This window comes from Neobacillus drentensis (assembly GCF_036965425.1).
GTDB classification, from domain to species: domain Bacteria; phylum Bacillota; class Bacilli; order Bacillales; family Cytobacillaceae; genus Neobacillus; species Neobacillus drentensis_F.
The window spans coordinates 1-23482 of sequence record NZ_JBALPP010000100.1 but is presented as its reverse complement, the minus strand read 5'-3'; the positions used below and the strand labels follow the sequence as shown (position 1 = coordinate 23482).

The following is a 23482-nucleotide window of genomic DNA, read 5'->3' as shown; positions in this document are numbered from 1 at the left end:
TTAAACCGTACCAAAAAAAGGGAGTGAGAGAGATGTTAAAGAAACTTAGAAAAAAGAAAAGGCTGTTTGCGGGACTTACATTAAGTACCATGCTATTAGGTTCAGCCGGTGTCTATGCTGCGCAAGACGGAGTTTTTGGAAGCAATTTAGTGGGTCAACAAGCAGATGGTTCCGTGCAAACACCTGTTAACCAGTTGATCACACCTGCGGGAAAACAAATTGAATTTGGCGGAAACCCGATGACTGTTGCTGTTAATCCAAATGGAAAAACTGCCGTAACTATCGTTGGCCGCAACAATTACGGCGGGACTGGAATCAATGTCATCGATCTTGCAAGCGGGGTGATGAAAGCCCAGGATATCAGCTTAAGTCTTTCTAGTATGTGGGGCTTGGCTTATTCAAAAGATGGAAGCCAGCTCTATGCAACTGGTACGTCAGGCAATACTGGTAAAGTTGTCGTTTTGACCGTTGGACAAGATGGCACTCCAAAAGTCCAAAAATCTATCAATCTTCCAGCAGCATCTGTTGGCGGTAAAATCAACCCGCTTGATATTACTGTTGCGCCAGACGGCAAGCTTCTGGTTGCTTTAAACCGTGACAACAGCCTTGGCGTCATCGATCCAGTAACAGGTGCATTAACCAAAGTTGCCGTTGAAAATGCTCCAACAAGCGTTTTAGTTAACGGTAACTTCGCTTATGTAACCAACCAAGGCGGCCGCAAAGCTCAACCAGGCGACATTACAGTTGACTCTTCTGGCACTCCGGTTGTTACAGATAAAACAGGTGCCACAACAACGGGAACCGTTTCTGTGGTTGACCTTTCGACAAATACAGTGGTTAAAAACATTACAGTTGGCGTGCAGCCCGAACGTATGACACAGTCAGGCCAGTACATATTTGTCACCAACACAAATAGTGACACCGTTTCAGTTATTGACTCAAAGACAAATGATGTGGTCCAAACGATTGACATTAAACCATATCCAAATGCGCCAAAAGGTTCAGCTCCAAACGCTGTTAAAATGGTCGATGGCAAGTTAATGGTCAGCCTTGGCCGTGACAATGCCATTGCGGTCTATGACTGGCAGAGCCCAGATAAGACACCTGAATTGCAAGGACTTTTACCAACAGCATGGTTCCCAGTCGATATAGCAGTCGATTCAGCCAATAAAAATCTTGTCGTTGCCAATGCCGATGGAATTGGATCACGCGGGCCAACACGTAATTTGAACATCCAGGGAATTACCGTAAACGGTCACTCTTCTTATGCGCAGCAAGGGTCACTTTCCTTAATTCCATTCCCGACTGCACAGGCATTAGCTAAGGGAACAGACCAAGTGTACAAAAACAATAACTGGTACGGCTTAAAGGATCTTAACGCGAAACCGCGCGATAATAGAAAGCCTGTTGCGATGCCTGAGCGTATCGGTGAGCCTTCAACAATTAAACACGTATTCTATATTATCAAAGAAAACCGGACATATGATCAAGTATTGGGTGATCTTGGGAAAGGAAACGGAGAAGTAGCTTTAACGCAGTTCCCGCAAAAAGTAACCCCTAACTTGCATAAACTGGCTACTACGTTCCCTCTTCTGGACAATACTTACGTTGGCGGTATCCAATCAGCAAGCGGCCACCAATGGGTTATGCAAGGAACCAACAATGACTATGAGGATAAAGAAACAGATTCTGCAAACGTTCGAAGCTATCCTGGTGGTGCTGGGGATGCGATGGCATATGCACCTACAGGACATTTATGGGATCAGGCCCTTAAACATGGCAAGACTGTAGAAAACTTCGGAGAAGATACAAATGCTTTTACCGGAACGTTGCCACAAGGCTCTTGGACTGATTGGTATAATGATTATTTAATTCTTTCCGGCCAAAAGCAAGGCGATCTTCATGTTCCGATTGGAAACTATGAGGCAAAGACAGATATTCCGTCACTTGAACCAATTACACATAAACCGTTCCCAACGTTTGACATGGGTATACCTGACCAATATCGATATGAAATTTTCAAACAACAGTTTGAACAACACGTGAAGAATAATGATTTACCTGCTCTAACGACAATGTGGGTAACGAATGACCATACCAACGGACTCGCTTCGGGCTTCCCTACACCTCAAGCGATGGTTGCGGATAATGACTTGGCTGTGGGTAAAATTGTTGACTTGATTTCTCACAGCCCTTACTGGAAAGACTCTGTCATTATCGTTACAGAAGATGACGCCCAAAACGGTTTAGATCACGTTGACGGCCATCGTCAGCCTGCACTTGTCATCAGCCCTTGGGTGAAGAAAGGGATTACAAACAGCCACTATTGGACTGTCATCAATATGGTTCGCAGTATTGAGCAGATTCTTGGAATTCCTACCATGAACCAAAACGATGCAGCTGCAGAGCCAATGAGTGAACTCTTTACGAATAAGCCGGACTTTACACCATACGAATTTGTGCCAAATCAAATCCCGCTTGACACGTTAAACGGAACACCTGAAGCCAATACGGCTGTTCTTGCCAACACAACCAATGTAACACCGGAGGCAAAGGAACTTTCGAAAAAATGGACAGAGTGGTCCAACAAGAACAAAGATAAGTTAACCGGCAAAAATGCAGTACCAGATGAAATCAACGCAAATATGCAAAATCATGCCGTTTGGTATGCGACAGAAGGCTTTGATAAACCATACCCTGGTGAGAAAAAGGCTCTTGCACCAGAAGAGGTCGAAAAACAGCCTGAAAGCTTTGCTCCGACTACTACTGATAATGACTAAAAGATTAATTCTACTATTCTTATAGGGGATTGCTGCGAAAATAAAAAATGTAACATAACAATAGCTATCCGTAAGGGTAGCTATTGTTATAAATATAAGGGGGAGCGGTTTCGGGCGTTCATTGCCCGGATAAAATGACATGAAAACATTGATTAATGAAATCATGAAGCGTGGAATTCTTATTATAACTCTATTAGTTCTTATACTCGCATGGGGTGGAATGTCTGCGTGGCAGATACAAAGGGACTACCTGCCAGAAATCAATAATTCAACTCTGTCGGTAACAGTACGTGCAGATCATTACCAGGCGGATCAAGTAAAAGCAATCATTACAGAACCTATCCAACAGGCAGTACGGGTCGTGGATGGTCTTCAAGATGTAGAAACAAACTCCTTTAATGGCGGATCATTGATCAGTCTAAACTTTCCTATGAATTTTAATATGGAACAAGCAGAGGAACAGGTTACAAAAGCCTTGGCTGATATCCAATTGCCGACTGGGATTGATAAACCACTGGTAACACGCCTGAGTACACATTCCATGCCCATTATCAGAATGAGTCTGATGAGTTCTTCTGAAAATATTTCAGACAAAATGCTCCGAACCTCTATTCAAGAGGATTTTGTCAATCGATTAAAAACTGTGCCAGGAGTTAAAGATGTCCGAGTTTCAGGTGGCGGTACAGCCGGATATGCCGTTAACCTTCGGCTGGAAGATTTAACGAAAGCTGGTTTAACCGTTAATGACGTAAAACAATCACTTGAAGAAAACTATATTACTGGGTTAGAGGGAAAGGTTTCAAACAACCAGGTATCTATTCCTGTCCAAGTTTCTGGGTGGGGCTTAAATCAACAAGATCTATTGAAGCTGCCTATTCATAACGGAGAAAGCAAAACTGTTCCTCTATCTGAGGTTGCCGGCATTTCAAACTCCATAGTCAACCTGGAGACGATCTCAAGAACCGATGGGAGGTCAAGCGTACTATTAGATGTTTTGAAGACTTCAACATCCAATATTACAGATGTATCTGATCGGATAAAGAGTAAAATCAATGATATTCCAGCATTGAAAAATAAAGATATTCAAGTTTCCATTTTATTTGATCAAGGTGCGCAGGTTAATGAATCTCTAAAAGGTCTAATAAAAGAGGGACTATTAGGCTGCTTGTTTTCAATGATTTGTGTATTTCTGTTTTTCCGGAAAGTCCGTTCTACCTTATTAATTGTCCTTTCACTGCCAATTTGTCTATTGGCAACAACTGGCTTACTAAAAGCGATGGGTATTAGTCTCAATATTCTTACTGTCTCAGGACTTATTGTTGCCATGGGCAGGGTAGTCGATGACTCAATCGTTATTCTTGATAATATGAACAGGAAAGTGCATGAGGCAAACGCAAAAACCAGTGTTCACTTACTGTCACAGGCTGTAAGTGAAATGATTCCCGCGATTGTTTCATCAACGGCCACCACGGTTGCCGTCTATGTTCCAATCGTCCTTATTGGCGGGATGGTAAGTTCAGCTTTTTCCGGATTTGCTTGGTCTGTGGTGATTGCCTTAATGATCTCACTATTCGTTTCCATTTTGGTTGTTCCTGCTCTTTACAATCTGTTTTGGAGGGGAAGACCAATGTCGGGAGAGGATAAATTAGAGCCTTTCGCCCAAAAAATTCTTACTTGGGTATTTGACCAAAAGAAAAAAGTGGTCTTAACCTTTGTTTCATTATTTCTATTAACGTCGGTGGGAGCCGCCTTCCTGCCAGTGAATTTTTTGCCAACAGCCAAAACTGGTCAAATCGCTGTCCAAATAGAATTGCCTCAAAATACATCTTTATCAGAAGTCGACGGAGAAGTAAAAAGATTGGAAGCCATATTAGGAAAGAATCCTAAAGTTGAGTCCTTTTCTTCAGGACTCGGATCCTCGTTTACTCCTCAATCGGATGATGTTTTTGATGCAGGAGGCGGATGGCTTCAGAAACCGAATATTGCCAATTTATCCATAAAGGTTAAGAATGGTACGGATGTAAATGACTTTATTAAGAGTTTACAATATCAATTAAATTCGTTGTCAAGCAAAGCTGTTTACGCTGTTTCAAATCAAAATATTGCAGGCGATGATTCCCAATTAAAAATTAATCTTACAGGTTCAGATAGTCAGACATTAGAAACAATGGCTCAGACTGTACGAAACGAGCTTAAACTTATTCCAGGTCTATCCGTTCAAGGGGCCGCGGAAGCTGATGATCAAATGACTCAGTATCAGATTACTCTAAACCGAAAGGCAATCGAACATTATGGTATTAAGCTTGGGGACGTTATCAATCGAATTCAGCAATATACCGCTGAAGGAACAAAAGGGTTCATCTCAATTAACCAAAATCAATTTCCCATTGTAATTCATACGGATATACAAAATGGCACTTCAAAGGATATTTTTACGTTAATGGGCGGGGAGACCTTCCAAGATAAGGATGGAAAAAGCGTGAGATTGGATCAGCTTGCATCATTAGAGCAAACAGGTTCATCGGTGATTCAGGAGAAGGATGGACAACCGTATGCTGTGATTACCGCAAACATCATTTCAAGTGATATTGGAAAAGTGTCAAAACAAGTCAAAACTGCACTTGGAAAAATTCCGCTGCCAGAGGGTATTGAGTATTCATTCGCGGGTGCTCCTCAGCAGGTATATGAAATGATTTACGAAATGGCGCTTGCTTTGTTCTTTTCCATTTTGCTTGTACTGATCATCATAAGTTCTGTCTTTCGGGGATGGAGGGCACCTATGACCGTATTAATTTGTATCCCATTAGCCTTCATTGGCTCTGTAATCGGAATGTTTCTTTTTCAACTTGAATGGAATCTCGCAGCATTAGTGGGATTATTGATGTTGACGGGGATCGTCGTGACTAACGGGATTGTCCTTGTCGATAAAATTGAAAGAAATCTTAGAGACGGATTTGAACCAAAATTAGCCATCATGAGCGGGACCGCTACACGGGTCAGACCCGTTTTAATGACGGCATGTACAACAGTTTTAACTTTACTTCCTTTAGCTGTGTCAGGTAAAGCAGACACCATCGTGTCACAAACATTAGGTGTAGTTGTTGTGGGAGGTATGATCAGCTCGACGCTTATTTGCCTCTTGGTCATTCCAATCATGTATGAATGGATGAGTGGAAGAGGCAGAAAAACAAAAGCTATCCAACAGCCCCAAATCTCAGCATAGAAGTCATGATTGAAAAAAATAATCAGATTTTACAAAATCTTTGCATTCCCTTAACGAAAGAGAAACTTGCCATTAATATTCTTGTTGTTTAATGGATACGTAGAGAAAAAAGCATGCAATTGAGGAGGATAAATATGAAAAAAATCCGTTTTGGCAAAAAAGGGGCAGCCGCTGCACTTGCATTGGCACTTACGATTCCAGCTGTAACACCTACTTTCGCAAGCAGTGGGGATGCGAAAATCGACTCAGTTCGATTTATTGGAATGAATGCTCCAAAAAATATTGAGGATATGGTTAAAACCTACACAAACGCATCAATGGAAGTAAAATACAGCAATGGTGAAGTGAAGAATTTCCCACTTACTTATAAGAGACTTTTCAAGTCTGAAGATAAAGTAGCCATTAACAAAGGCAAGCTGATTCCAGCTGGTACTCCGATTGATGTAAAGGGAAATCCGATTATGGATACAAGCGTGGAAGGGAAACCGACATACTATGTTTCAGATGCTCCCGATTCTAATAGTTTATTGAAGCCAATTAACGGACAACTATACATGGTAACTCATTATGAATACCAGACCATAGATGCCGCTGGCAAATCCGCTTACGGAATCGTCCCTGCATCCATGTCGCTAACAACTCTTGACCAGAATAGGAAAACGGGAGAGCTGACACCTAAAGAAGTTAAGAAAATTGATTTTTCAAGTGTAAATGGTCTTTGGATCCCATGTAACGGATCTCTTTCACCGTGGAATACCCACTTAGGGTCAGAGGAGTATGAACCGGATGCCCGTACTTTTGAATCCGACTCAACATCTTCGGTCCGAGCACAAGTAGAAAGCTTTGCTAAGCTTTACTTTGGTAAAGCAGAAAAAGCAAATCCATACTTCTATGGGTTTATTCCTGAAATTTCGGTAAACAAAGATGGAAACGCATCGGTTGAAAAGCATTACAGTATTGGCCGTTTTTCTCACGAATTGATGAAAATGATGCCTGATAATCGTACAGCCTTCTTTGGTGACGACGGTTCCTATACGACAATGTTTATGTATGTAGCGGATAAAGCGAAGGATCTATCTGCTGGTACATTATATGCGGCAAAATTCCATCAAACAGGAACGGAAAATGGTGGTGCTGGAAACTTAGAATGGATTAAACTTGGCCATGCCTCTGATAAAGAAATTAAAGACATTATCGACAGCGGCGTTAAATTCAGTGATATTTTCGAAACATCTGATGTTCCAAAAGCCGGCTTCAAAGCAATTAAGCAATATTCGTATGGAAAAACTGAATACTTGAAAGTAAAACCAGGAATGGAAAAAGCGGCAGCGTTCTTAGAGTCACGTCGTTATGCTGCACTACTTGGAGCTACATCTGAATTTAACAAAATGGAAGGTGTAACTCTAAACGAAAAGGATAAGAAAGTTTACATTGCGATTTCGGATCAAAGCAACGGTATGACCGCTAATTCGTCAGATCCAGTTGATGATATGAAACTTCCAAAAATTAAATCTGGTGTAACGTATCAATTGGATTTAACAGCTGGTCAAAAGGACAGTAATGGACAAACGATTAACAGTGAATATGTTGCTTCGAAAATGTCTGGATTAATTGCTGGAGAAGATTCACCAGCAGCGGATGCTTATGGTAATACAGCGAATGTAAATAAAGTCGCTAATACAGATAATTTAAGCTTCTCTGAATCATTAAGAACATTATTCATCGGTGAAGATAGCGGCATGCATACCAATAACTTCGTATGGGCTTATAATGTCGATACTAAAGAATTAACAAGAATTTTATCCGTTCCAGCCGGTGCAGAAGCAACTGGTTTGGCTGCAGTGGATAACCGCAGAGGACATTCTTATATTATGAGCAACTTCCAGCATCCAGGTGATGAACTTGGAGGCAAGAATATAACAGCAGTCGATAAAGCTGAATTACAAGCAGCAATGGAGAAAGAAATTGGTATTGATCGTACCGGTGGAGTAGGATATATTTCTGGAATGCCTAAACTTGGCGACCTTCAAGATAACGATTAAGATTAATCGCTATATAGATTAAGAGTTAAATAGATTCGTTTGCTTGAAATTCATACTCCGGTAATCTTAAGATTTCCGGGGTTTTTCCCTTGTTATCTGAATAATGGACACAAAAGGATTATCCTTTCAAATAAATTAAACAACGTAGGAGTGCTTACATGAAACGTTTTCCTTCATTTATACTTTTTACAATCATGGGCTGCCTGTTAGTCTTTTCTGTTATTTTCATTTATGCAACGAAAGAAGAAGCGTCAGCTAAAACAGAAAAAGGGCAGACAAAGGTGTTTCATTTATATGCCGCGGATATGGAACAGGAAATTGCCCAGGGTACTACCCTGTATTCATGGGGCTTTGGACTGTGGGATCCCAAGAAAAATGCACCTGCGACCCAGCCTAGCGTTCCTGGGCCGGAAATACGTGTAACCGAGGGAGATCACGTTAAAGTGGTCTTCCACAATCAGCAAAAAGAAATGCACACGATACATTTTCATGGGATTGATAATAGCTTTGGAGGCGACGGAACCCCGGAGATGAGCCAGCATCCAACCATGAATCACGATTCTTTTACTTACGAATTTGATGCTCCTAAAGCAGGGACTTATTTCTATCATTGTCATGTTGAACCGGACAGACATCCTGAAATGGGGCTATACGGGGCAATTATTGTAGAGCCGAAAAAGCCAAAATACAAGACAGATGGCGAATTTACACTGCTTCTATCGGAAAGAGACCCGCTATTAAGCCTTGCTGAAGGCCAGGAAGCCCACCAGTATGTGGGAACGGCTGCAGAGCATCTTCACTTGGATGGTGAATATGACACAATCAATCGAAAAGCAAGATATTATACGATCAATGGAAAAATTGATCCTGAAATACCGCCTATCCATGTGAAAGAGGGAGGGACCTATTTAATAAGGTTGATTAATGCAGGTTCCGAGGTACATTCATTCCATACCCATGGCCACCATTTCAAGGTTGTCGCTTCTGATGGCCGTGACATTAAAAATCCGATGACTAAGGATACGATTACCATCGGTCCTGGAGAAAAATATGATTTATTATTGACGGCGGATAACCCTGGAATTTGGCCAATTCATTGCCATATGGGTCCGCATACTACACATGGGATGCATATGATGATGGTTTACGATAATTATCATGACAAAATGACCCACGGCAGCAAAAATCCGATCAGTGATGTAAAACACCATTTTGCATTGCTAAAACAATACCAATTCGAGAAAAAATACGACTTAATGAAAAAAGAAATGAAGGATATAAGTAATGGATTGCATGAGTTTTACAATTTGGTTTCTGATGAGCATTTTGAAGAATGGAATTCACTCGATAACGCAGCAACAACCGTTAATCAACAACTAAATAGTACAGTGAATCCAGAATTTCTGGAGAAATCAATTACTGATCTAGAACAAAAGATTAATAACATGGAGCAAATTTTACAAACTGGAGATTTAAGTTAGTTTCATAGGACAAGTATATATCTTACTATTTAGCAGGTGATTTGATGAAAAATAAAGTACTTGTTGTTGATGATGCAGAATGACAAAATTTCGAAATACGTTAGTAATTATTTTCATCATATTTATATTTTCCTTATTCCTTGGATTAGGAGTATTGCTCGGTCAGTTATTTAATAGCAGTTTTGCAGACACACATAGTGATCTTCAAAAAATTGAAATCATGCGTACCATTTTCATTTTTGTTGTCATTTTCTTAGTACTCATTATTTATCTTGGAATGAGAACTTTTTCAAGATATACAAAACCCATCGTCGAGGCTACAAATGTCGCGATTGAATTGACAGAAGGAAATTATCAGGCCAGGACAAAAGTCAATGGTTCTGATAAAACGGGAATGTTGGGTACATCTATTAATAGGCTGGCTCAAAACCTTCAAGAACTCGTTAAATCCCAAGAAATACAGCAGGAACATCTCAGTGTTTTGATTGAAAATATGGGATCTGGTTTAGTCTTAATTGATAGCAGAGGGTATATTACCTTAATCAATAAAGGCTTTATTGATATTTTTAAAGGCAGCCCGACTGATTATTTAGAAAATCTTTATTACGAGGTCATTAATCAGGAGGAAGTTTGTAATTTAGTTACTGAAGTATTTCGGACTGAGAAACATGTCAGTAAACAATTACTAATCCCATTATTTATAGAAAGAAGATATTTTGCTGTTTACGGTGTGCCGATCATTAGAACAAATAATGTTTGGAAAGGGGTTTTACTCGTTTTTCACGACATTACAGAACTAAAAAAACTAGAGCAGGTTCGGAAAGATTTTGTTGCAAATGTTTCACATGAATTAAAAACACCCGTAACTTCGATTAAAGGATTTACTGAAACACTGTTGGATGGGGCGATGAACAATAAAGATACATTAAAATATTTCCTTTCGATTATTTTAAAAGAAAGTGGACGGCTTCAATCGCTCATTCAGGATTTATTGGAGCTTTCAAAAATAGAACAGCAAGGCTTTAAATTGGACATCCAAGAAATGGATTTATACAAATTACTTAAAGAGGTTATAACCCTCTTAAATGGGAAAGCAGAAGCAAAAGACATCAACCTTGATTTAATTTGTAAGGAGGAGCAAGTTCAGATAAAAGGGGATGTGAATCGCTTAAAGCAAGTATTTATCAATTTAATTAACAATGCTATTACTTATACACCGACAAACGGAAATGTCAAGGTGCTCCTGTTTGATAATGGTAACATAGTACAGATACATGTAAAAGACACTGGTATTGGAATGAAAAAAGAAGAAATCCCTCGTATTTTTGAGCGATTTTACCGAGTTGATCGTGCGAGAAGTCGAAACTCTGGCGGAACTGGACTTGGATTGGCGATCGTTAAACATTTGATTGAAGCCCACCAAGGTAAAATCAGTGTAACGAGTGAAATTGGTGAAGGTAGTGAATTTATTATTGAGCTAAATAAATAAAGGTAAATAGTAGAATAGGCAGTTTTTATACACGGTTAAGCATCGATGAATTTTCATCGATGCTTATTTGGTAAAAGGGGTTATATGTTATCTAATATCATTTGCAAGGTTAAAAAAATTTTAATAAGGATATCCATAAAAGGGGCTGCCGAGCAGGGTAAGTCCCTTTTTTGCTGATGCGTTAGAAAATGCTCTCTCCATTAATATAGTTATGATTTATTTTCCTATTCAACATTTACAGAACCTTTACATTCAATTAAAACTTAATTAAAACTTTTGTCCTATAGTATTTAATTGTAAGGTGAAAACAATATTAATTACTCTTAGGGGGAAATAAAACAAATGAAAAGCTTTAAAAAATTAAGCCTTCTTACACTATTTGCAGCATTAATGGTATTTATGGCTGCTTGTGGAGGCGGTGCTTCAACTGATAAAAATGATGGTAACGCTAGCAAAGAAACACCAAAAACGGAAGAAAAGAAAGAACTTTCCGGCTCATTAGTCGTATCTGGTTCATCTGCGATGCAGCCATTAGTAGCAGCTGCTGCGGAAGAGTTTATGGCTGCAAATCCAAATGTTGATATCCAAGTGAACGCAGGTGGATCTGGGACAGGCTTATCGCAAGTTGCTGAAGGATCTGTGCAAATTGGTAACTCCGACGTTTTTGCAGAAGAAAAAGAGGGTATTCCAGCAGATCAGCTTGTTGACCATAAAGTGGCTGTAGTCGGTATGACAGCTGCTGTTAACCCTAAAGTTGGCATTAAGGATATTAAAAAAGAAGACCTTATCAAAGTATTCACTGGTAAAATTACAAACTGGAAAGAACTTGGCGGTAAAGACCAAAAGATCGTTCTTGTAAATCGTCCTGATTCTTCAGGTACACGTGCAGTATTTAATAAGTTTGCTTTAGATGGTGCAACACCTGCAGAAGGTATTACAGAAGATTCTTCAAACACTGTTAAAAAGATTATCAACGAAACAGACGGTGCAATTGGTTACCTTGCATTCTCATACTTCACTGATGACACTGTAACACCTCTTGCAATCAATGGTGTAGAACCAACTGCGGAAAATGTACAATCTGGTAAATTCCCAGTATGGGCATACGAACACTCTTATACAAAGGGTGAGCCAACAGAATTAGCCAAAGCGTTTCTTGATTTCATGATGTCAGATAATATCCAAAACACTCTTTTAAAAGAGCAAGGTTATCTTCCTGTAACAAAAATGGAAGTTGAACGCGATGCAAAAGGAAATCAAACAAATAAGTAATTAATTAAAAAGGGTAAGTGCCTCGAGGCAATTATCCTTTTTTCGAGTATAACATTTCTTATTATTATGTATGAATGGATGAATGAAAGAGGCAGAATCACAAAGACTTTACCACAGAAAGGTCTATTGAAGTTTGTGAGTTTAATGTGAGTTTAATAGGAAAAAAGTATTACTTTTACTTATTTTACAAAAAATTAGCATTCCTTTTACAAAAGCAAAACGCGGCATTAATATTCTTTTCGTTTAATAGAACTATATTTACAAAATGGAGGTATGAGCTAGTTTCTTAGGAAAAGTCAATATTTTACTATTAAGCGGGTGATTTGATGAAAAATAAAGTACTTGTTGTTGATGATGAACAGTCCATTGTTACGCTCCTTCAATATAATTTGGAGCAGGCTGGTTTTGAAGTCATTACCGCGATGGATGGTGAAGCTGGTAAACGATTAGCCACAATCGAAGCTCCTGACATAATTGTTTTAGATTTAATGCTTCCAAAGCTGGATGGAATGGAGGTATGTAAATTGCTTCGTCAGGATAAAGTCATGACTCCTATTTTAATGCTGACGGCAAAGGATGATGAATTTGATAGAATAATAGGTCTTGAGCTCGGCGCTGATGACTATATGGTAAAGCCCTTTAGTCCAAGAGAAGTAATTGCCAGAGTAAAAGCGATCTTAAGAAGAACCCAGGCTCAAGCGGAAGATGCACTCGAGCAGATAAATGGACCAAAAATAAAAATGGGCAAATTAACAATCTATTCTGAAAAATACGAAGCCTACCTTAAAGGAAATCTTCTGGAGTTAACATTAAAGGAATTTGAGTTGCTTCATTTCATGGTGCAAAATAAGGGCCGTGTCCTAACTCGTGATCATTTGCTTAGTTCTGTATGGAATTATGAATTTGCAGGAGATACAAGAATTGTGGACGTGCATATCGCCCATTTAAGAGAAAAAATTGAAGAGGATACCAAGCGGCCGGCTTATATTAAAACTGTTCGTGGTCTTGGCTATAAATTTGAAGTGCAACAAGGATATTAGCATTATTCGGATAAAGTGTGGTTCCACTAACTGAGGACACTTTTACAAAAGCTTTACATTCTATTAAAACTGAATTAATACTCTTCTCCTATACTAGTAAATGTAAAGCGAAACAAAAATTCATTACTCTTAGGGGGAAATAAGGCAAATGAAAAGCTTAAAAAAATTAAGCCTACTCACAGTATTTGCAGCATTAATGGTAATTATGGCAGCATGTGGAGGCGGAGCATCTACTGATAAAACAGAAGGAACTGCAAAGAATGAAACACCTAAAACTGAAGAAAAGAAAGAACTTTCTGGTTCATTAGTCGTTTCAGGTTCATCAGCGATGCAGCCATTAGTTGCGGCAGCTGCTGAAGAATTTATGGCAAAAAATCCTAATGTTGATATTCAAGTAAATGCTGGCGGATCTGGTACAGGCTTATCACAAGTTGCTGAAGGATCTGTGCAAATTGGTAACTCTGACGTTTTTGCTGAAGAAAAAGAAGGCGTTCCAGCTGATCAGCTTGTGGATCATAAAGTTGCGGTTGTTGGTATGACTGCAGCAGTTAACCCTAAAGTCGGCATTAAGGATATTAAAAAAGAAGATTTAATTAAAGTGTTCACTGGTAAAATTACAAACTGGAAAGAACTTGGCGGTAAAGATCAAAAGATCGTTCTTGTAAACCGTCCTGACTCTTCTGGAACACGTGCAGTATTTAACAAGTTCGCTCTTGATGGTGCAACACCAGCTGAAGGTATCACAGAAGATTCTTCAAACACAGTTAAAAAGATTATTAACGAAACAGACGGTGCAATTGGTTATCTTGCATTCTCATACTTAACTGATGACACTGTAACACCACTTTCTATTGATGGTGTAGAACCAACTGCTGAAAATGTACAATCTGGTAAATTCCCTGTTTGGGCTTATCAACATTCTTATACTAAGGGTGAGCCTACTGAATTAGCCAAGGCGTTCCTTGATTTTATGATGTCAGATGATATTCAAAACACTCTTTTAAAAGAGCAAGGCTACCTGCCAGTAACAAAAATGGAAGTTGAACGCGACGCAAAAGGAAATCAAACAAATAAATAATGAAGGTTTCAAAAGGTAAATGCAAAGCGCATTTACCTTTTTTATTTATTTTTTAATTGGCGGATTGTTGATATCCACATGGAAAGGAGCAAGATTATCCTCGTTTTTTCCATAGAATTGTTCCTGAATTTCCTGATTTGCCATTTCTGCTTCCGAATTTACCTCTGAAGACTCCCTCGCACTATAATCTTTAAATTTTTGACTCATAAATTGATTTGTTTCCTTAGATACATTTTTGTTTTGTTCCTCCACAGACATATTAATCCCTCACTTAATTATGTGAAATTATTGTGTGTAATCTTATGTTATAAAAAAATATAAAAAATAACCTTAATAAATTAATTTTGGTAAGACAAAATATAAAATGAAAAATATATCTAATCCGAAATGAGCCATTTTCAGGGAGGAATGTATAGATGATAAGCTTAAAAAAGTTTAGTTTAATGATGACAATTTTAACACTCATGGTGTTTACAGCTGCTTGTGGCGGCGGTGCAAAAAAAGATGAAACTAATGATACTACTGATAAAGGTGGCAAGGAACTTTCAGGTTCCCTTGTGGTTTCCGGTTCATCTGCTATGCAGCCTCTCGTTGCTGCTGCAGCAGAAGAATTTATGGCCAATAATCCAAAAGTAGATGTTCAAGTAAATGCAGGCGGGTCTGGTACAGGTTTATCACAAGTGGCTGAAGGGTCCGTTCAGATTGGGAACTCTGATGTTTTTGCTGAAGAAAAAGAGGGCATTCCAGCCGACCAGTTAGTGGATCATAAAGTAGCGGTAGTTGGAATTACCGCTGCAGTAAATCCAGATGTTGGCATTAAGGACATTTCAAAAGATAATCTTATTAAAGTATTTACTGGAAAAATTACAAACTGGAAAGATGTTGGCGGCAAGGATCAAAAGATCGTCTTAGTGAATCGCCCTGATGCATCGGGTACACGTGCAGTCTTTAATAAATTTGCCCTAGATGGAGCGACACCTGCGGAAGGAATTACAGAAGATTCTTCCAACACGGTTAAAAAAATCGTGAATGAAACCGCTGGTGCAGTAGGTTATTTAGCTTTCTCTTACTTTACGGATGATAAGGTAACTCCACTTTCCATTGATGGGGTTGAACCGACAGATGAAAACGTGCAATCAGGCAAGTTTCCAGTCTGGGCATACGAACATTCATATACAAAAGGGGAACCAACTGGTGTGACAAAAGCGTTTTTAGATTATTTAATGTCTGATGACGTTCAAAATACCTTGTTAAAAGATCAAGGTTACTTGCCTGTTACCAAAATGAAAGTTGAACGTGACGCTAAAGGGAATCAAACAAATAAATAATCATTATACGGCATTAAATAGGGTAAATGTGGCTGCACATTTACCCTTACGACGTAATTTAGGGGTGTTTGGTGCAATATGGAAAAACTGGTTCCGGCAAAAGATAGGCTATTAAAATCAGGAAAGGATAGGCTGGGAGGAGAATTCAGGGGAAAAGCCCTAGTAATTTTATGCGCTGTCATTATGATTTCAGCAACGATAGCCATCACGATTTTTCTAGGAACAAAAGGTCTGCAATCCTTTATTAAAAATGGAGTTAGTCTCATTGAGTTCTTAACGAGTAAGACTTGGAATCCTACTAATCAAGCTAACCCTGCATACGGAACATTACCATTCATTTTCGGTTCATTTGCTGTAACCTTTCTTTCGGCACTAGTAGCGGCACCGTTAGGTATTGGCGGAGCCATCTTTATGACAGAAATTGCACCATCTTGGGGTAGAAAAATTTTGCAGCCAGTCATTGAGCTTTTAGTCGGAATTCCTTCCGTTGTTTATGGATTCATCGGACTTACAGTATTAGTTCCTTTTATCAGGGAAAATGTGGGTGGACTTGGATTTAGTCTGCTGTCCGGTACCATTGTGCTTTCTGTCATGATTCTCCCAACCGTAACCACCATTGCTACAGATGCGATGAGCTCTTTGCCAAAGCCATTAAGAGAAGGTTCTTATGCTCTTGGTGCAACCCGTTGGCAAACCATCCGGAAAGTGCTGATTCCTGCCGCAATGCCAACATTGCTCACTGCTATTGTACTTGGGATGGCAAGAGCATTTGGAGAAGCTTTAGCGGTTCAAATGGTTATTGGTAACGTGAAGAATTTGCCTACAAGTTTACTGGATGCGTCCGCAACGTTGACAACCATTATTACGTTAAATATGGGTCACACCACATATGGAAGTGTGGAAAATAATACTCTCTGGTCGATGGGATTAATCTTATTAATCATGTCGTTCGCATTTATTCTCCTCATACGTTATTTATCTTCAAGGAGGAAGATGTAATGAATGCTAAATCTGCTGATCGATTAGCTTCAGGTGTCTTTTATGTAATTGCACTTGTTATTATTTCAATACTTGTCGGTTTATTTTACTATATATTGGTAAACGGATTAAAAAACATCTCCCTTGATTTCATAACAGGTCCTTCATCCAACGTAAGGGCGGGCGGGGGAATCCGGGATCAATTATTTAATTCGTTTTATGTCCTGTTTATTACGATGCTGATTGCCGTTCCACTAGGGATTGGCGGCGGAATTTATATGGCAGAGTATGCGAAACCTGGAAAGGTTACGGACATTATTCGGTCATGTATTGAAGTTTTAGCTTCGCTTCCTTCCATTGTAATTGGCATGTTTGGTTTATTGATGTTTGTTAATTTAACAGGGTGGGGCTATACCATATTTGGGGGCGCATTAGCACTTACAGTGTTTAACTTACCCGTTATAGTGCGTGTAAGTGAGGACGCTATCCGTTCTGTTCCAAGGGAGTTAAAAGAGGCCAGCCTTGCATTAGGAATTACACATTGGCACACGATTAAAACCGTGATATTACCAAGTGCATTCCCAACTATTTTAACAGGTATCATCCTTGCCTCTGGTCGGGTATTTGGTGAAGCGGCGGCGCTTTTATTTACAGCAGGTTTGTCAACACCAAGACTGGATTACGCAAATTGGAATCCATTTTCTCAAACCTCACCCTTAAATATTTTTCGCCCGGCAGAAACTCTTGCCGTTCACATTTGGTCTGTCAATACTCAAGGCTTAATCCCGGATGTAGAAGAGGTCTCTAGCGGTGCAGCTGCGGTTTTAGTTATTTCTGTATTAATTTTTAATTTATTGGCAAGATGGATCGGAAGTATGATTCATCGAAAAATTACAGCATCTAAATAAAAGCAGGTGAATAATCATGGTTACAGCTACAGAGGAACGACCGGTAGAAACAAAAGCGGTTGAAAGTCTTGAGAAAATGCAAAGAAATAATATATTGCAAGTAAAAAACTTAGAGATTTTTTATGGAGAAAAACGAGCTGTTAATGGGATTTCATTGGATATTGAAAAAAACTCCGTAACCGCTCTCATAGGACCATCTGGTTGTGGAAAGTCGACTTTTTTACGAAGCATCAATAGGATGAATGATCTTATCCCTGGAGCACATGCAAAAGGAGAAATCATTTATGAGGACCTGAATATTTTATCTGATCAAATAAATGTTGTTGCATTACGAAAAGAAATTGGAATGGTCTTTCAAAAACCGAATCCTTTTCCAAAATCGATTTATGATAATATAACCCACGCTTTAAAGTTTGCAGGAACGAGAAAGAAAACCGTGCTTGATGGAATCGTTGAGGAGAGCCTGAGAAAGGCGGCATTGTGGGAAGAAGTAAAAGATCGTCTTCATAAATCAGCACTTGGTCTTTCAGGTGGTCAGCAGCAACGTCTTTGCATTGCAAGAACGATCGCGATGAAACCAACCGTTATGCTCCTGGATGAGCCTTCTTCCGCACTCGATCCAATTTCTAACGGTAAGGTTGAAGATCTTATCATAGAATTAAAAAAGGACTATTCAATTATTATTGTAACCCATAATATGCAGCAGGCATCTCGTATTTCCGATAAAACAGCTTTCTTTTTAAGCGGTGATTTGATTGAATACGATTTAACAGAAAAAATATTTACCAATCCTTCACAAAAAAAGACAGAAGAGTACATTTCAGGAAGGTTTGGATAAGGGAGGACTCGTATGTCTGCCATAACGGTACATAGACAGGTTTTTCAAATTAATGATTTAAATTTATGGTATGGTGAGCATCATGCATTAAAAAAAATAAACTTCCCGATTAACAAAAAAGAAGTAACTGCCATTATTGGTCCATCTGGCTGTGGAAAGTCAACTTTTATCAAGACGTTGAACTTGATGATTAATTATGTTCCGAATGTTAAGATGACAGGAGAAATTAATTATAATGGCCAAAATATTTTAAATGAAAAAATGGACCTAGTAGAACTACGAAAAAATGTGGGAATGGTTTTTCAAAAAGGAAATCCTTTTCCACAGTCGATCTTTGATAATGTTGCTTACGGACCAAGAATCCATGGAATTAAAAGAAAGACCCATCTTGAAGAGATTGTAACCAAATCATTGATGGACGTAGCCTTATGGGACGAAGTCAAGGATCGATTAAATACGCCAGCACTTGGTCTTTCAGGCGGACAGCAGCAAAGGTTGTGCATTGCAAGAGCCCTTGCAACAAAACCGGATGTCTTACTCATGGATGAACCAACCTCGGCCCTTGACCCTATTTCAACCTTAAAGATTGAAGAATTAATCTTAAAACTGAAGGAGAAATATACGATTGTGATTGTTACACACAATATGCAGCAAGCCTCGAGGGTTTCGGATCGAACTGCTTTCTTTTTGATGGGTGAATTAATTGAGCTCGATAAAACCGAAAAGATTTTCTCAAATCCAAGTGATGAACGTACTGAAGGATATATTACAGGAAGATTTGGTTAATAGGAGTGACAAAGATGATCACAAGATTAAATTTCGATAGTAATTTGAAACAATTAAAAGATATGCTTATGGAAATGGCTCATAAATCAGAACATGCTATTAAAGAAAGTATTAACACCCTCATAAATCAGGATATTGAAAAAGCGAATGAAATTATTAAAAATGATACAATTATTGATGAGTTAGAACATGAAATTAACAATAAGGCGATTATTTTAATTGCAAAGGAGTCTCCGGTGGCCAGGGACCTCAGAAAAATTGTTGTTGCGTTAAAAATTTCATCCGAGGTAGAACGAATTGCTGATAATGCCGTTAATATTGCAAAGTCAACTTTGCATATAGGGAAAGAAAAACATATTAAAGAAATTGTCGACATTCCCAAAATGATGGATCTTGCCTTAGACATGCTAAGTGATTCTTTAAAAGCCTTCCTCTCAGAAGATGTTGATCTCGCAAAGGAATGCGCTAAAAAGGATGACAAAGTGGATGAAATGTACGGAACTTTAGTTAAAGAACTTTTGGGCTATATCCAGAAATATCCTGCACAAACGAATCAAATTACACAGTTAGCTTTTGTGTGCAGATACATTGAAAGAATTGCGGACCATTCGACGAACATCGCTGAACATGTTATTTACCTTGTGACTGGGGAGCGTTTTGATTTAAACGCGTAAAAAATAAATTTTTGTAAAATAGAGAAGAGGATTCAATGACAAATGAAAGAATAGAAACGGGATGGAATTTTGATAATAGTTATGCTCGACTGCCTAAATTACTTTTTACAAGCCAAACACCAACACCTGTCCGCTCACCAAAGTTGATTATACTAAATGGCGCATTGGCAAAAGAAATTGGATTGAAGACCGACTCGTTACAAAACGAAGCTGGTGTTGCCGTTTTTGCCGGAAATCAAATACCAGAAGGGGCAGCACCTCTTGCACAAGCATATGCGGGACACCAGTTTGGCGGCTTTACCAAGTTAGGGGACGGGCGTGCTTTGCTGCTTGGCGAACAGATCACCCCTAAAAGGGAACGTTTTGATATTCAACTGAAGGGGTCTGGAAGAACACCATACTCCCGCGGGGGTGATGGCAGGGCGGCACTTGGACCGATGCTGCGCGAATACATTATCAGCGAAGCCATGCATGCACTAGGCATACCGACCACCCGCAGCCTCGCAGTAGTGGAAACTGGTGAACCAGTTATCCGTGAAACCTACCTGCCGGGGGCTATTTTGACCCGTGTCGCTGCCAGTCATTTGCGGGTGGGTACTTTTCAATATGCAGCTAATTGGGGAACCGTAGAAGATCTACGGGTATTGGCGGATTATACACTTAACCGCCATTATCCAAAAGTTGAATCAGGCGAGGGGCAATACCTTTCACTCCTAAAGGAAGTCATTAAGCGTCAGGCTAAACTGATTGCAAAGTGGCAGCTGGTTGGTTTTATTCACGGAGTAATGAACACCGATAACATGACCATTAGCGGTGAAACCATCGATTATGGGCCGTGCGCCTTCATGGATACGTACGACCTGGATACAGTTTTCAGCTCAATTGACCAGCAAGGTCGCTATGCATACGGCAATCAGCCATATATTGGCGGATGGAATCTCGCTCGATTTGCAGAAACTCTTCTGCCGCTGCTCCATGAAGATGAGAATGAGGCGGTCAAAATAGCCCAAGAGGCGATATCAGAATACATGGAGTTGTATCGTGGATATTGGCTTGAGGGAATGAGAGCCAAACTAGGAATATTTAACGAAGAAGCAGTGGATAATTCCTTAATCGATGATCTCTTAGGCATGATGCAGAAATATCGTGCCGACTATACAAATACCTTCAGAGCCCTAACTATGGATAAGCCAGAGGAAACGGCTATGTTTGGAACACCAGAGTTTATTCAATGGCATAAGCAGTGGGAGGAAAGACTAGGAAGGCAGGAGGAGTCGAAAGAAGTATCACAGCAATTGATGCAAAACTCAAATCCTGTAGTAATCCCGCGTAATCACCGGGTTGAGGAGGCACTGGAAGCCGCCGTCAATCAGGGAGACTACAGTGTGATGGAAAGTCTGCTTCAGGTTCTTTCAAACCCATTCACAGTGTCGCCTAAACACGAGGAATACTGCACACTGCCAGCACCATCCAACCAACCATACCGTACCTATTGTGGTACATAATTAAAAAAGGCCGCTCATCAATAGAGCGGTCTTAATCTTTATAATCCCAGTATTTTAGCGTTTCTGTTTTTCCTGTTGGTTCACTTTTGATTACTTTCCCGTTCTGATCTTTATAGACCTCGTATTCCTCGTAGGTTTCGATAATATACCCATCTTCTTTTTTCGTTTTTTCCAGTTTATCTACCAATTCAGGAACATTCTCGGGTTTTTCAACTTCAACAGGCTGGGCCATTACAGGCTGGTCGTCGGAATAGGCGTAGTTTTTGTTAATAAATGAATAAGGTGAATCTAAATAGGCTGCAAAACCTAATATGACTAAAAGGAAAAATACACTAATGACGGTTTTGTTTTTCATGCGCCGGACTCCTTTTATCAAATATATTCTTGCAACCATTTTATGCATGTCCTATCCACATATGCCTATCGATTAATTTTGCATGTTTGTCGTCTTTAACGTACTTACCTGAGGGCGGAAAAGGAAAAAGAGAACAAGAGCAGCTATGGATATAATTACACCTGAAATATAAGGGAGGCCAATCGCTAGCGAAAAAAGCCATCCGCCTAATGGCGGGCCAATGATCCTTCCTAATGAATCGAAGGAAGAAAGCAGTCCTGTGGCACTGCCATGTCCTGCAGTTGATGTTTTTGTAAGCAGGGAAGAGACGCTCGGACGTATGACTCCATTTCCGATCCCAAAAATAGATAAAAAGATAGCAGCAGTAGTAAAGCTATTTACCAGTAATATCAGACCAAACCCAAGGGCTGAAACAATGATACCGACTTGAATGACAGAAGGTTCACCGTATTTTTTGGTCATCCTTCCGACTAAGCCGCCCTGGACCATCGCTCCCACAAACCCCATGATCATAAAAATATAACCGAGCTCTGTTGAATTTAAGCCCGCTTTTTTTGCCGCAAAATAGGCAAAGGTTGCTTCAAGGCCAGAGAGGGATAAGGAAATTAATAATTGCACAAAAAACAATACACCAACATCTCGATTAAATGCCCCCCAAATGGAGCGCCTTTTTTCTATAGAGTCATTCTTATTGAGTTTTGATTCTTTTAATAAAAGAAATACAAGGATCAAGGTAATCAAAGAAGAACAGCTGGCAAGATAAAACGGCATACTCAAACTAATTTTTGAAAAAATACCGCCAATTGCCGGACCAAATACAAATCCTAACCCTACGGCTGCTCCTACGATGCCCATGCCTTTCCCACGGTTTTCTTCTGTTGTAATATCAGCAACATACGCCATCGCCGTCGGCATATTGGCTGATGAAAGGGTGCCGCCAATGATCCGCGCGGCAAATAACATCCAAAGCTCTGTTGAAATTGCTTGAATATAAAAGGATAGCGCAAGTCCAGTAATCCCAATCATCATCACAGGCTTTCGGCCAATCCGATCGGACAGTCGTCCCCACATTGGTGCAAAGATGAGCTGCATGAACGAATAGACCCCCATTAACAGCCCTAATTCTGTGGGACTAGCCCCAATTTCTTCGGCATAAAAAGGTAAAACAGGAATAATGATTCCGAACCCCACCATTACCAAAAACATCACTACAAATAATATTGGCAAAGCTGCTTTTGTTTGCAAATGTATTTTCACTCCCAAAACTAGTTGTTCTATTCATTAGGATAATGGAAATCGTTGGACGAATACAAGCTTTTGGGGAATTATTTTCTTCGTATCCCCGTCCTTACGAAATTATAAGATTAAACAGTGAAAGCGCTAAGGGAAAATTATAGAATTTCCGGTGTATTTTTCCTATAGTTAATTTAAGGACCTGATAGGAAAGAGTGATAAATGATGGAACTCAATTTAGAAGCGAAGAAAATTATTAAAGTTTTTGACACAAGAAGGAACTCCTTCCATGCGCTTCATGAAATTGATTTAAGGGTTGCACAAGGAGAATTCGTTGGTGTCAGTATATATAATCTATAATACGGACGACTTTAAAATTGGAAAATTTATCAAATTAATAGGAATAAAGGAGAGAGAAAAGCTGAGCTAATAAGGGGGTAGCATTAATACATCATATTGCTAGCAATTATAT

The 23482-nt window shown here is 39.5% G+C and carries 19 protein-coding genes; 16 read left to right on the top strand and 3 right to left on the bottom strand.

Going from position 1 to position 23482, the window contains the following annotated elements; translation table 11 throughout:
- Positions 1-32 precede the first annotated feature (32 nt).
- The 8 genes from V7161_RS22035 to V7161_RS22000 all read left to right on the top strand — a co-directional run bounded on the left by V7161_RS22035 (position 33) and on the right by V7161_RS22000 (position 14405).
- Entirely contained in the window at positions 33-2780 is a 2748-nt protein-coding gene (locus V7161_RS22035) for a bifunctional YncE family protein/alkaline phosphatase family protein (protein WP_335715001.1), read from the top strand.
- 139 nt (positions 2781-2919) lie between these two features.
- On the top strand, positions 2920-6003 hold the full coding sequence (locus V7161_RS22030) for an efflux RND transporter permease subunit (RefSeq protein ID WP_335715000.1): 3084 nt from the start codon (positions 2920-2922) through the stop codon (positions 6001-6003).
- A 134-nt stretch (positions 6004-6137) separates the two neighbouring features.
- Positions 6138-8045, top strand: a complete 1908-nt coding sequence (locus V7161_RS22025) for a PhoX family protein (protein WP_335714999.1) — start codon at positions 6138-6140, stop codon at positions 8043-8045.
- A gap of 158 nt (positions 8046-8203) precedes the next feature.
- Positions 8204-9526: a multicopper oxidase family protein gene (locus tag V7161_RS22020; RefSeq protein WP_335714998.1), complete on the top strand. Its 1323-nt coding sequence runs from the start codon at positions 8204-8206 to the stop codon at positions 9524-9526.
- Between the two features lie 79 nt (positions 9527-9605).
- Entirely contained in the window at positions 9606-11015 is a 1410-nt protein-coding gene (gene pnpS, locus V7161_RS22015; protein ID WP_335714997.1) for a two-component system histidine kinase PnpS, read from the top strand.
- A 342-nt stretch (positions 11016-11357) separates the two neighbouring features.
- On the top strand, positions 11358-12287 hold the full coding sequence (locus V7161_RS22010) for a phosphate ABC transporter substrate-binding protein (protein ID WP_335714996.1): 930 nt from the start codon (positions 11358-11360) through the stop codon (positions 12285-12287).
- Positions 12288-12613: 326 nt separating this feature from the next.
- Positions 12614-13327, top strand: a complete 714-nt coding sequence (locus V7161_RS22005; RefSeq protein WP_335714995.1) for a response regulator transcription factor — start codon at positions 12614-12616, stop codon at positions 13325-13327.
- 148 nt (positions 13328-13475) lie between these two features.
- Positions 13476-14405, top strand: coding sequence for a phosphate ABC transporter substrate-binding protein (locus V7161_RS22000; protein ID WP_335714994.1), 930 nt, complete (start codon positions 13476-13478; stop codon positions 14403-14405).
- Positions 14406-14450: 45 nt separating this feature from the next.
- On the opposite strand, the gene V7161_RS21995 is transcribed toward V7161_RS22000, so the two are convergent.
- The gene (locus V7161_RS21995; RefSeq protein ID WP_335714993.1) at positions 14451-14663 is read right to left on the bottom strand and encodes a hypothetical protein; all 213 of its coding nucleotides are present in this window, start codon (positions 14661-14663) and stop codon (positions 14451-14453) included.
- 158 nt (positions 14664-14821) lie between these two features.
- Here V7161_RS21995 and V7161_RS21990 point away from each other — a divergent pair, with 158 nt between their 5' ends.
- The 7 genes from V7161_RS21990 (at position 14822) to V7161_RS21960 (ending at position 21422) form a co-directional block, all read left to right on the top strand.
- Positions 14822-15733, top strand: a complete 912-nt coding sequence (locus V7161_RS21990) for a phosphate ABC transporter substrate-binding protein (protein WP_335714992.1) — start codon at positions 14822-14824, stop codon at positions 15731-15733.
- Positions 15734-15811: 78 nt separating this feature from the next.
- Positions 15812-16732, top strand: coding sequence for a phosphate ABC transporter permease subunit PstC (gene pstC, locus V7161_RS21985; protein ID WP_335714991.1), 921 nt, complete (start codon positions 15812-15814; stop codon positions 16730-16732).
- Positions 16732-17619 carry a phosphate ABC transporter permease PstA gene (gene pstA, locus V7161_RS21980; RefSeq protein ID WP_335714990.1) on the top strand — a complete coding sequence of 296 codons (888 nt, stop codon included), beginning with the start codon at positions 16732-16734 and terminating at the stop codon, positions 17617-17619. The genes pstC and pstA overlap by 1 nt, the downstream gene beginning before the upstream one ends.
- A 76-nt stretch (positions 17620-17695) precedes the next feature.
- Positions 17696-18457, top strand: a complete 762-nt coding sequence (pstB, locus tag V7161_RS21975; protein ID WP_335715014.1) for a phosphate ABC transporter ATP-binding protein PstB — start codon at positions 17696-17698, stop codon at positions 18455-18457.
- Between the two features lie 12 nt (positions 18458-18469).
- The gene (gene pstB, locus V7161_RS21970; protein ID WP_335714989.1) at positions 18470-19243 is read left to right on the top strand and encodes a phosphate ABC transporter ATP-binding protein PstB; all 774 of its coding nucleotides are present in this window, start codon (positions 18470-18472) and stop codon (positions 19241-19243) included.
- Positions 19244-19257: 14 nt separating this feature from the next.
- Complete coding sequence (gene phoU, locus V7161_RS21965) at positions 19258-19917, top strand: phosphate signaling complex protein PhoU (RefSeq protein ID WP_335714988.1); 660 nt, start codon at positions 19258-19260, stop codon at positions 19915-19917.
- Between the two features lie 35 nt (positions 19918-19952).
- Positions 19953-21422: a protein adenylyltransferase SelO gene (locus V7161_RS21960; protein WP_335714987.1), complete on the top strand. Its 1470-nt coding sequence runs from the start codon at positions 19953-19955 to the stop codon at positions 21420-21422.
- Between the two features lie 31 nt (positions 21423-21453).
- On the opposite strand, the gene V7161_RS21955 is transcribed toward V7161_RS21960, so the two are convergent.
- Together V7161_RS21955 and V7161_RS21950 are read right to left on the bottom strand one after the other, a co-directional pair.
- Entirely contained in the window at positions 21454-21777 is a 324-nt protein-coding gene (locus V7161_RS21955; RefSeq protein ID WP_289984206.1) for a hypothetical protein, read from the bottom strand.
- 72 nt (positions 21778-21849) lie between these two features.
- Positions 21850-23022 (bottom strand): MFS transporter, encoded by a 1173-nt coding sequence (locus V7161_RS21950; RefSeq protein WP_335714986.1) that lies wholly within the window; start codon positions 23020-23022, stop codon positions 21850-21852.
- A gap of 210 nt (positions 23023-23232) precedes the next feature.
- Between V7161_RS21950 and V7161_RS21945 the strand changes: the two genes are divergently transcribed.
- Positions 23233-23370 (top strand): hypothetical protein, encoded by a 138-nt coding sequence (locus V7161_RS21945; RefSeq protein WP_335714985.1) that lies wholly within the window; start codon positions 23233-23235, stop codon positions 23368-23370.
- Positions 23371-23482 lie beyond the last annotated feature (112 nt).

Bases quoted from the DNA above. Each gene is read 5' to 3' on its own strand.
- V7161_RS22035 (WP_335715001.1), top strand. From the start codon at position 33: ATGTTAAAGAAACTTAGAAAAAAGAAAAGGCTGTTTGCGGGACTTACA.
- V7161_RS22030 (WP_335715000.1), top strand. From the start codon at position 2,920: ATGAAAACATTGATTAATGAAATCATGAAGCGTGGAATTCTTATTATA.
- V7161_RS22025 (WP_335714999.1), top strand. From the start codon at position 6,138: ATGAAAAAAATCCGTTTTGGCAAAAAAGGGGCAGCCGCTGCACTTGCA.
- V7161_RS22020 (WP_335714998.1), top strand. From the start codon at position 8,204: ATGAAACGTTTTCCTTCATTTATACTTTTTACAATCATGGGCTGCCTG.
- pnpS (WP_335714997.1), top strand. From the start codon at position 9,606: ATGACAAAATTTCGAAATACGTTAGTAATTATTTTCATCATATTTATA.
- V7161_RS22010 (WP_335714996.1), top strand. From the start codon at position 11,358: ATGAAAAGCTTTAAAAAATTAAGCCTTCTTACACTATTTGCAGCATTA.
- V7161_RS22005 (WP_335714995.1), top strand. From the start codon at position 12,614: ATGAAAAATAAAGTACTTGTTGTTGATGATGAACAGTCCATTGTTACG.
- V7161_RS22000 (WP_335714994.1), top strand. From the start codon at position 13,476: ATGAAAAGCTTAAAAAAATTAAGCCTACTCACAGTATTTGCAGCATTA.
- V7161_RS21995 (WP_335714993.1), bottom strand. From the start codon at position 14,663: ATGTCTGTGGAGGAACAAAACAAAAATGTATCTAAGGAAACAAATCAA.
- V7161_RS21990 (WP_335714992.1), top strand. From the start codon at position 14,822: ATGATAAGCTTAAAAAAGTTTAGTTTAATGATGACAATTTTAACACTC.
- pstC (WP_335714991.1), top strand. From the start codon at position 15,812: ATGGAAAAACTGGTTCCGGCAAAAGATAGGCTATTAAAATCAGGAAAG.
- pstA (WP_335714990.1), top strand. From the start codon at position 16,732: ATGAATGCTAAATCTGCTGATCGATTAGCTTCAGGTGTCTTTTATGTA.
- pstB (WP_335715014.1), top strand. From the start codon at position 17,696: ATGCAAAGAAATAATATATTGCAAGTAAAAAACTTAGAGATTTTTTAT.
- pstB (WP_335714989.1), top strand. From the start codon at position 18,470: ATGTCTGCCATAACGGTACATAGACAGGTTTTTCAAATTAATGATTTA.
- phoU (WP_335714988.1), top strand. From the start codon at position 19,258: ATGATCACAAGATTAAATTTCGATAGTAATTTGAAACAATTAAAAGAT.
- V7161_RS21960 (WP_335714987.1), top strand. From the start codon at position 19,953: ATGACAAATGAAAGAATAGAAACGGGATGGAATTTTGATAATAGTTAT.
- V7161_RS21955 (WP_289984206.1), bottom strand. From the start codon at position 21,777: ATGAAAAACAAAACCGTCATTAGTGTATTTTTCCTTTTAGTCATATTA.
- V7161_RS21945 (WP_335714985.1), top strand. From the start codon at position 23,233: ATGATGGAACTCAATTTAGAAGCGAAGAAAATTATTAAAGTTTTTGAC.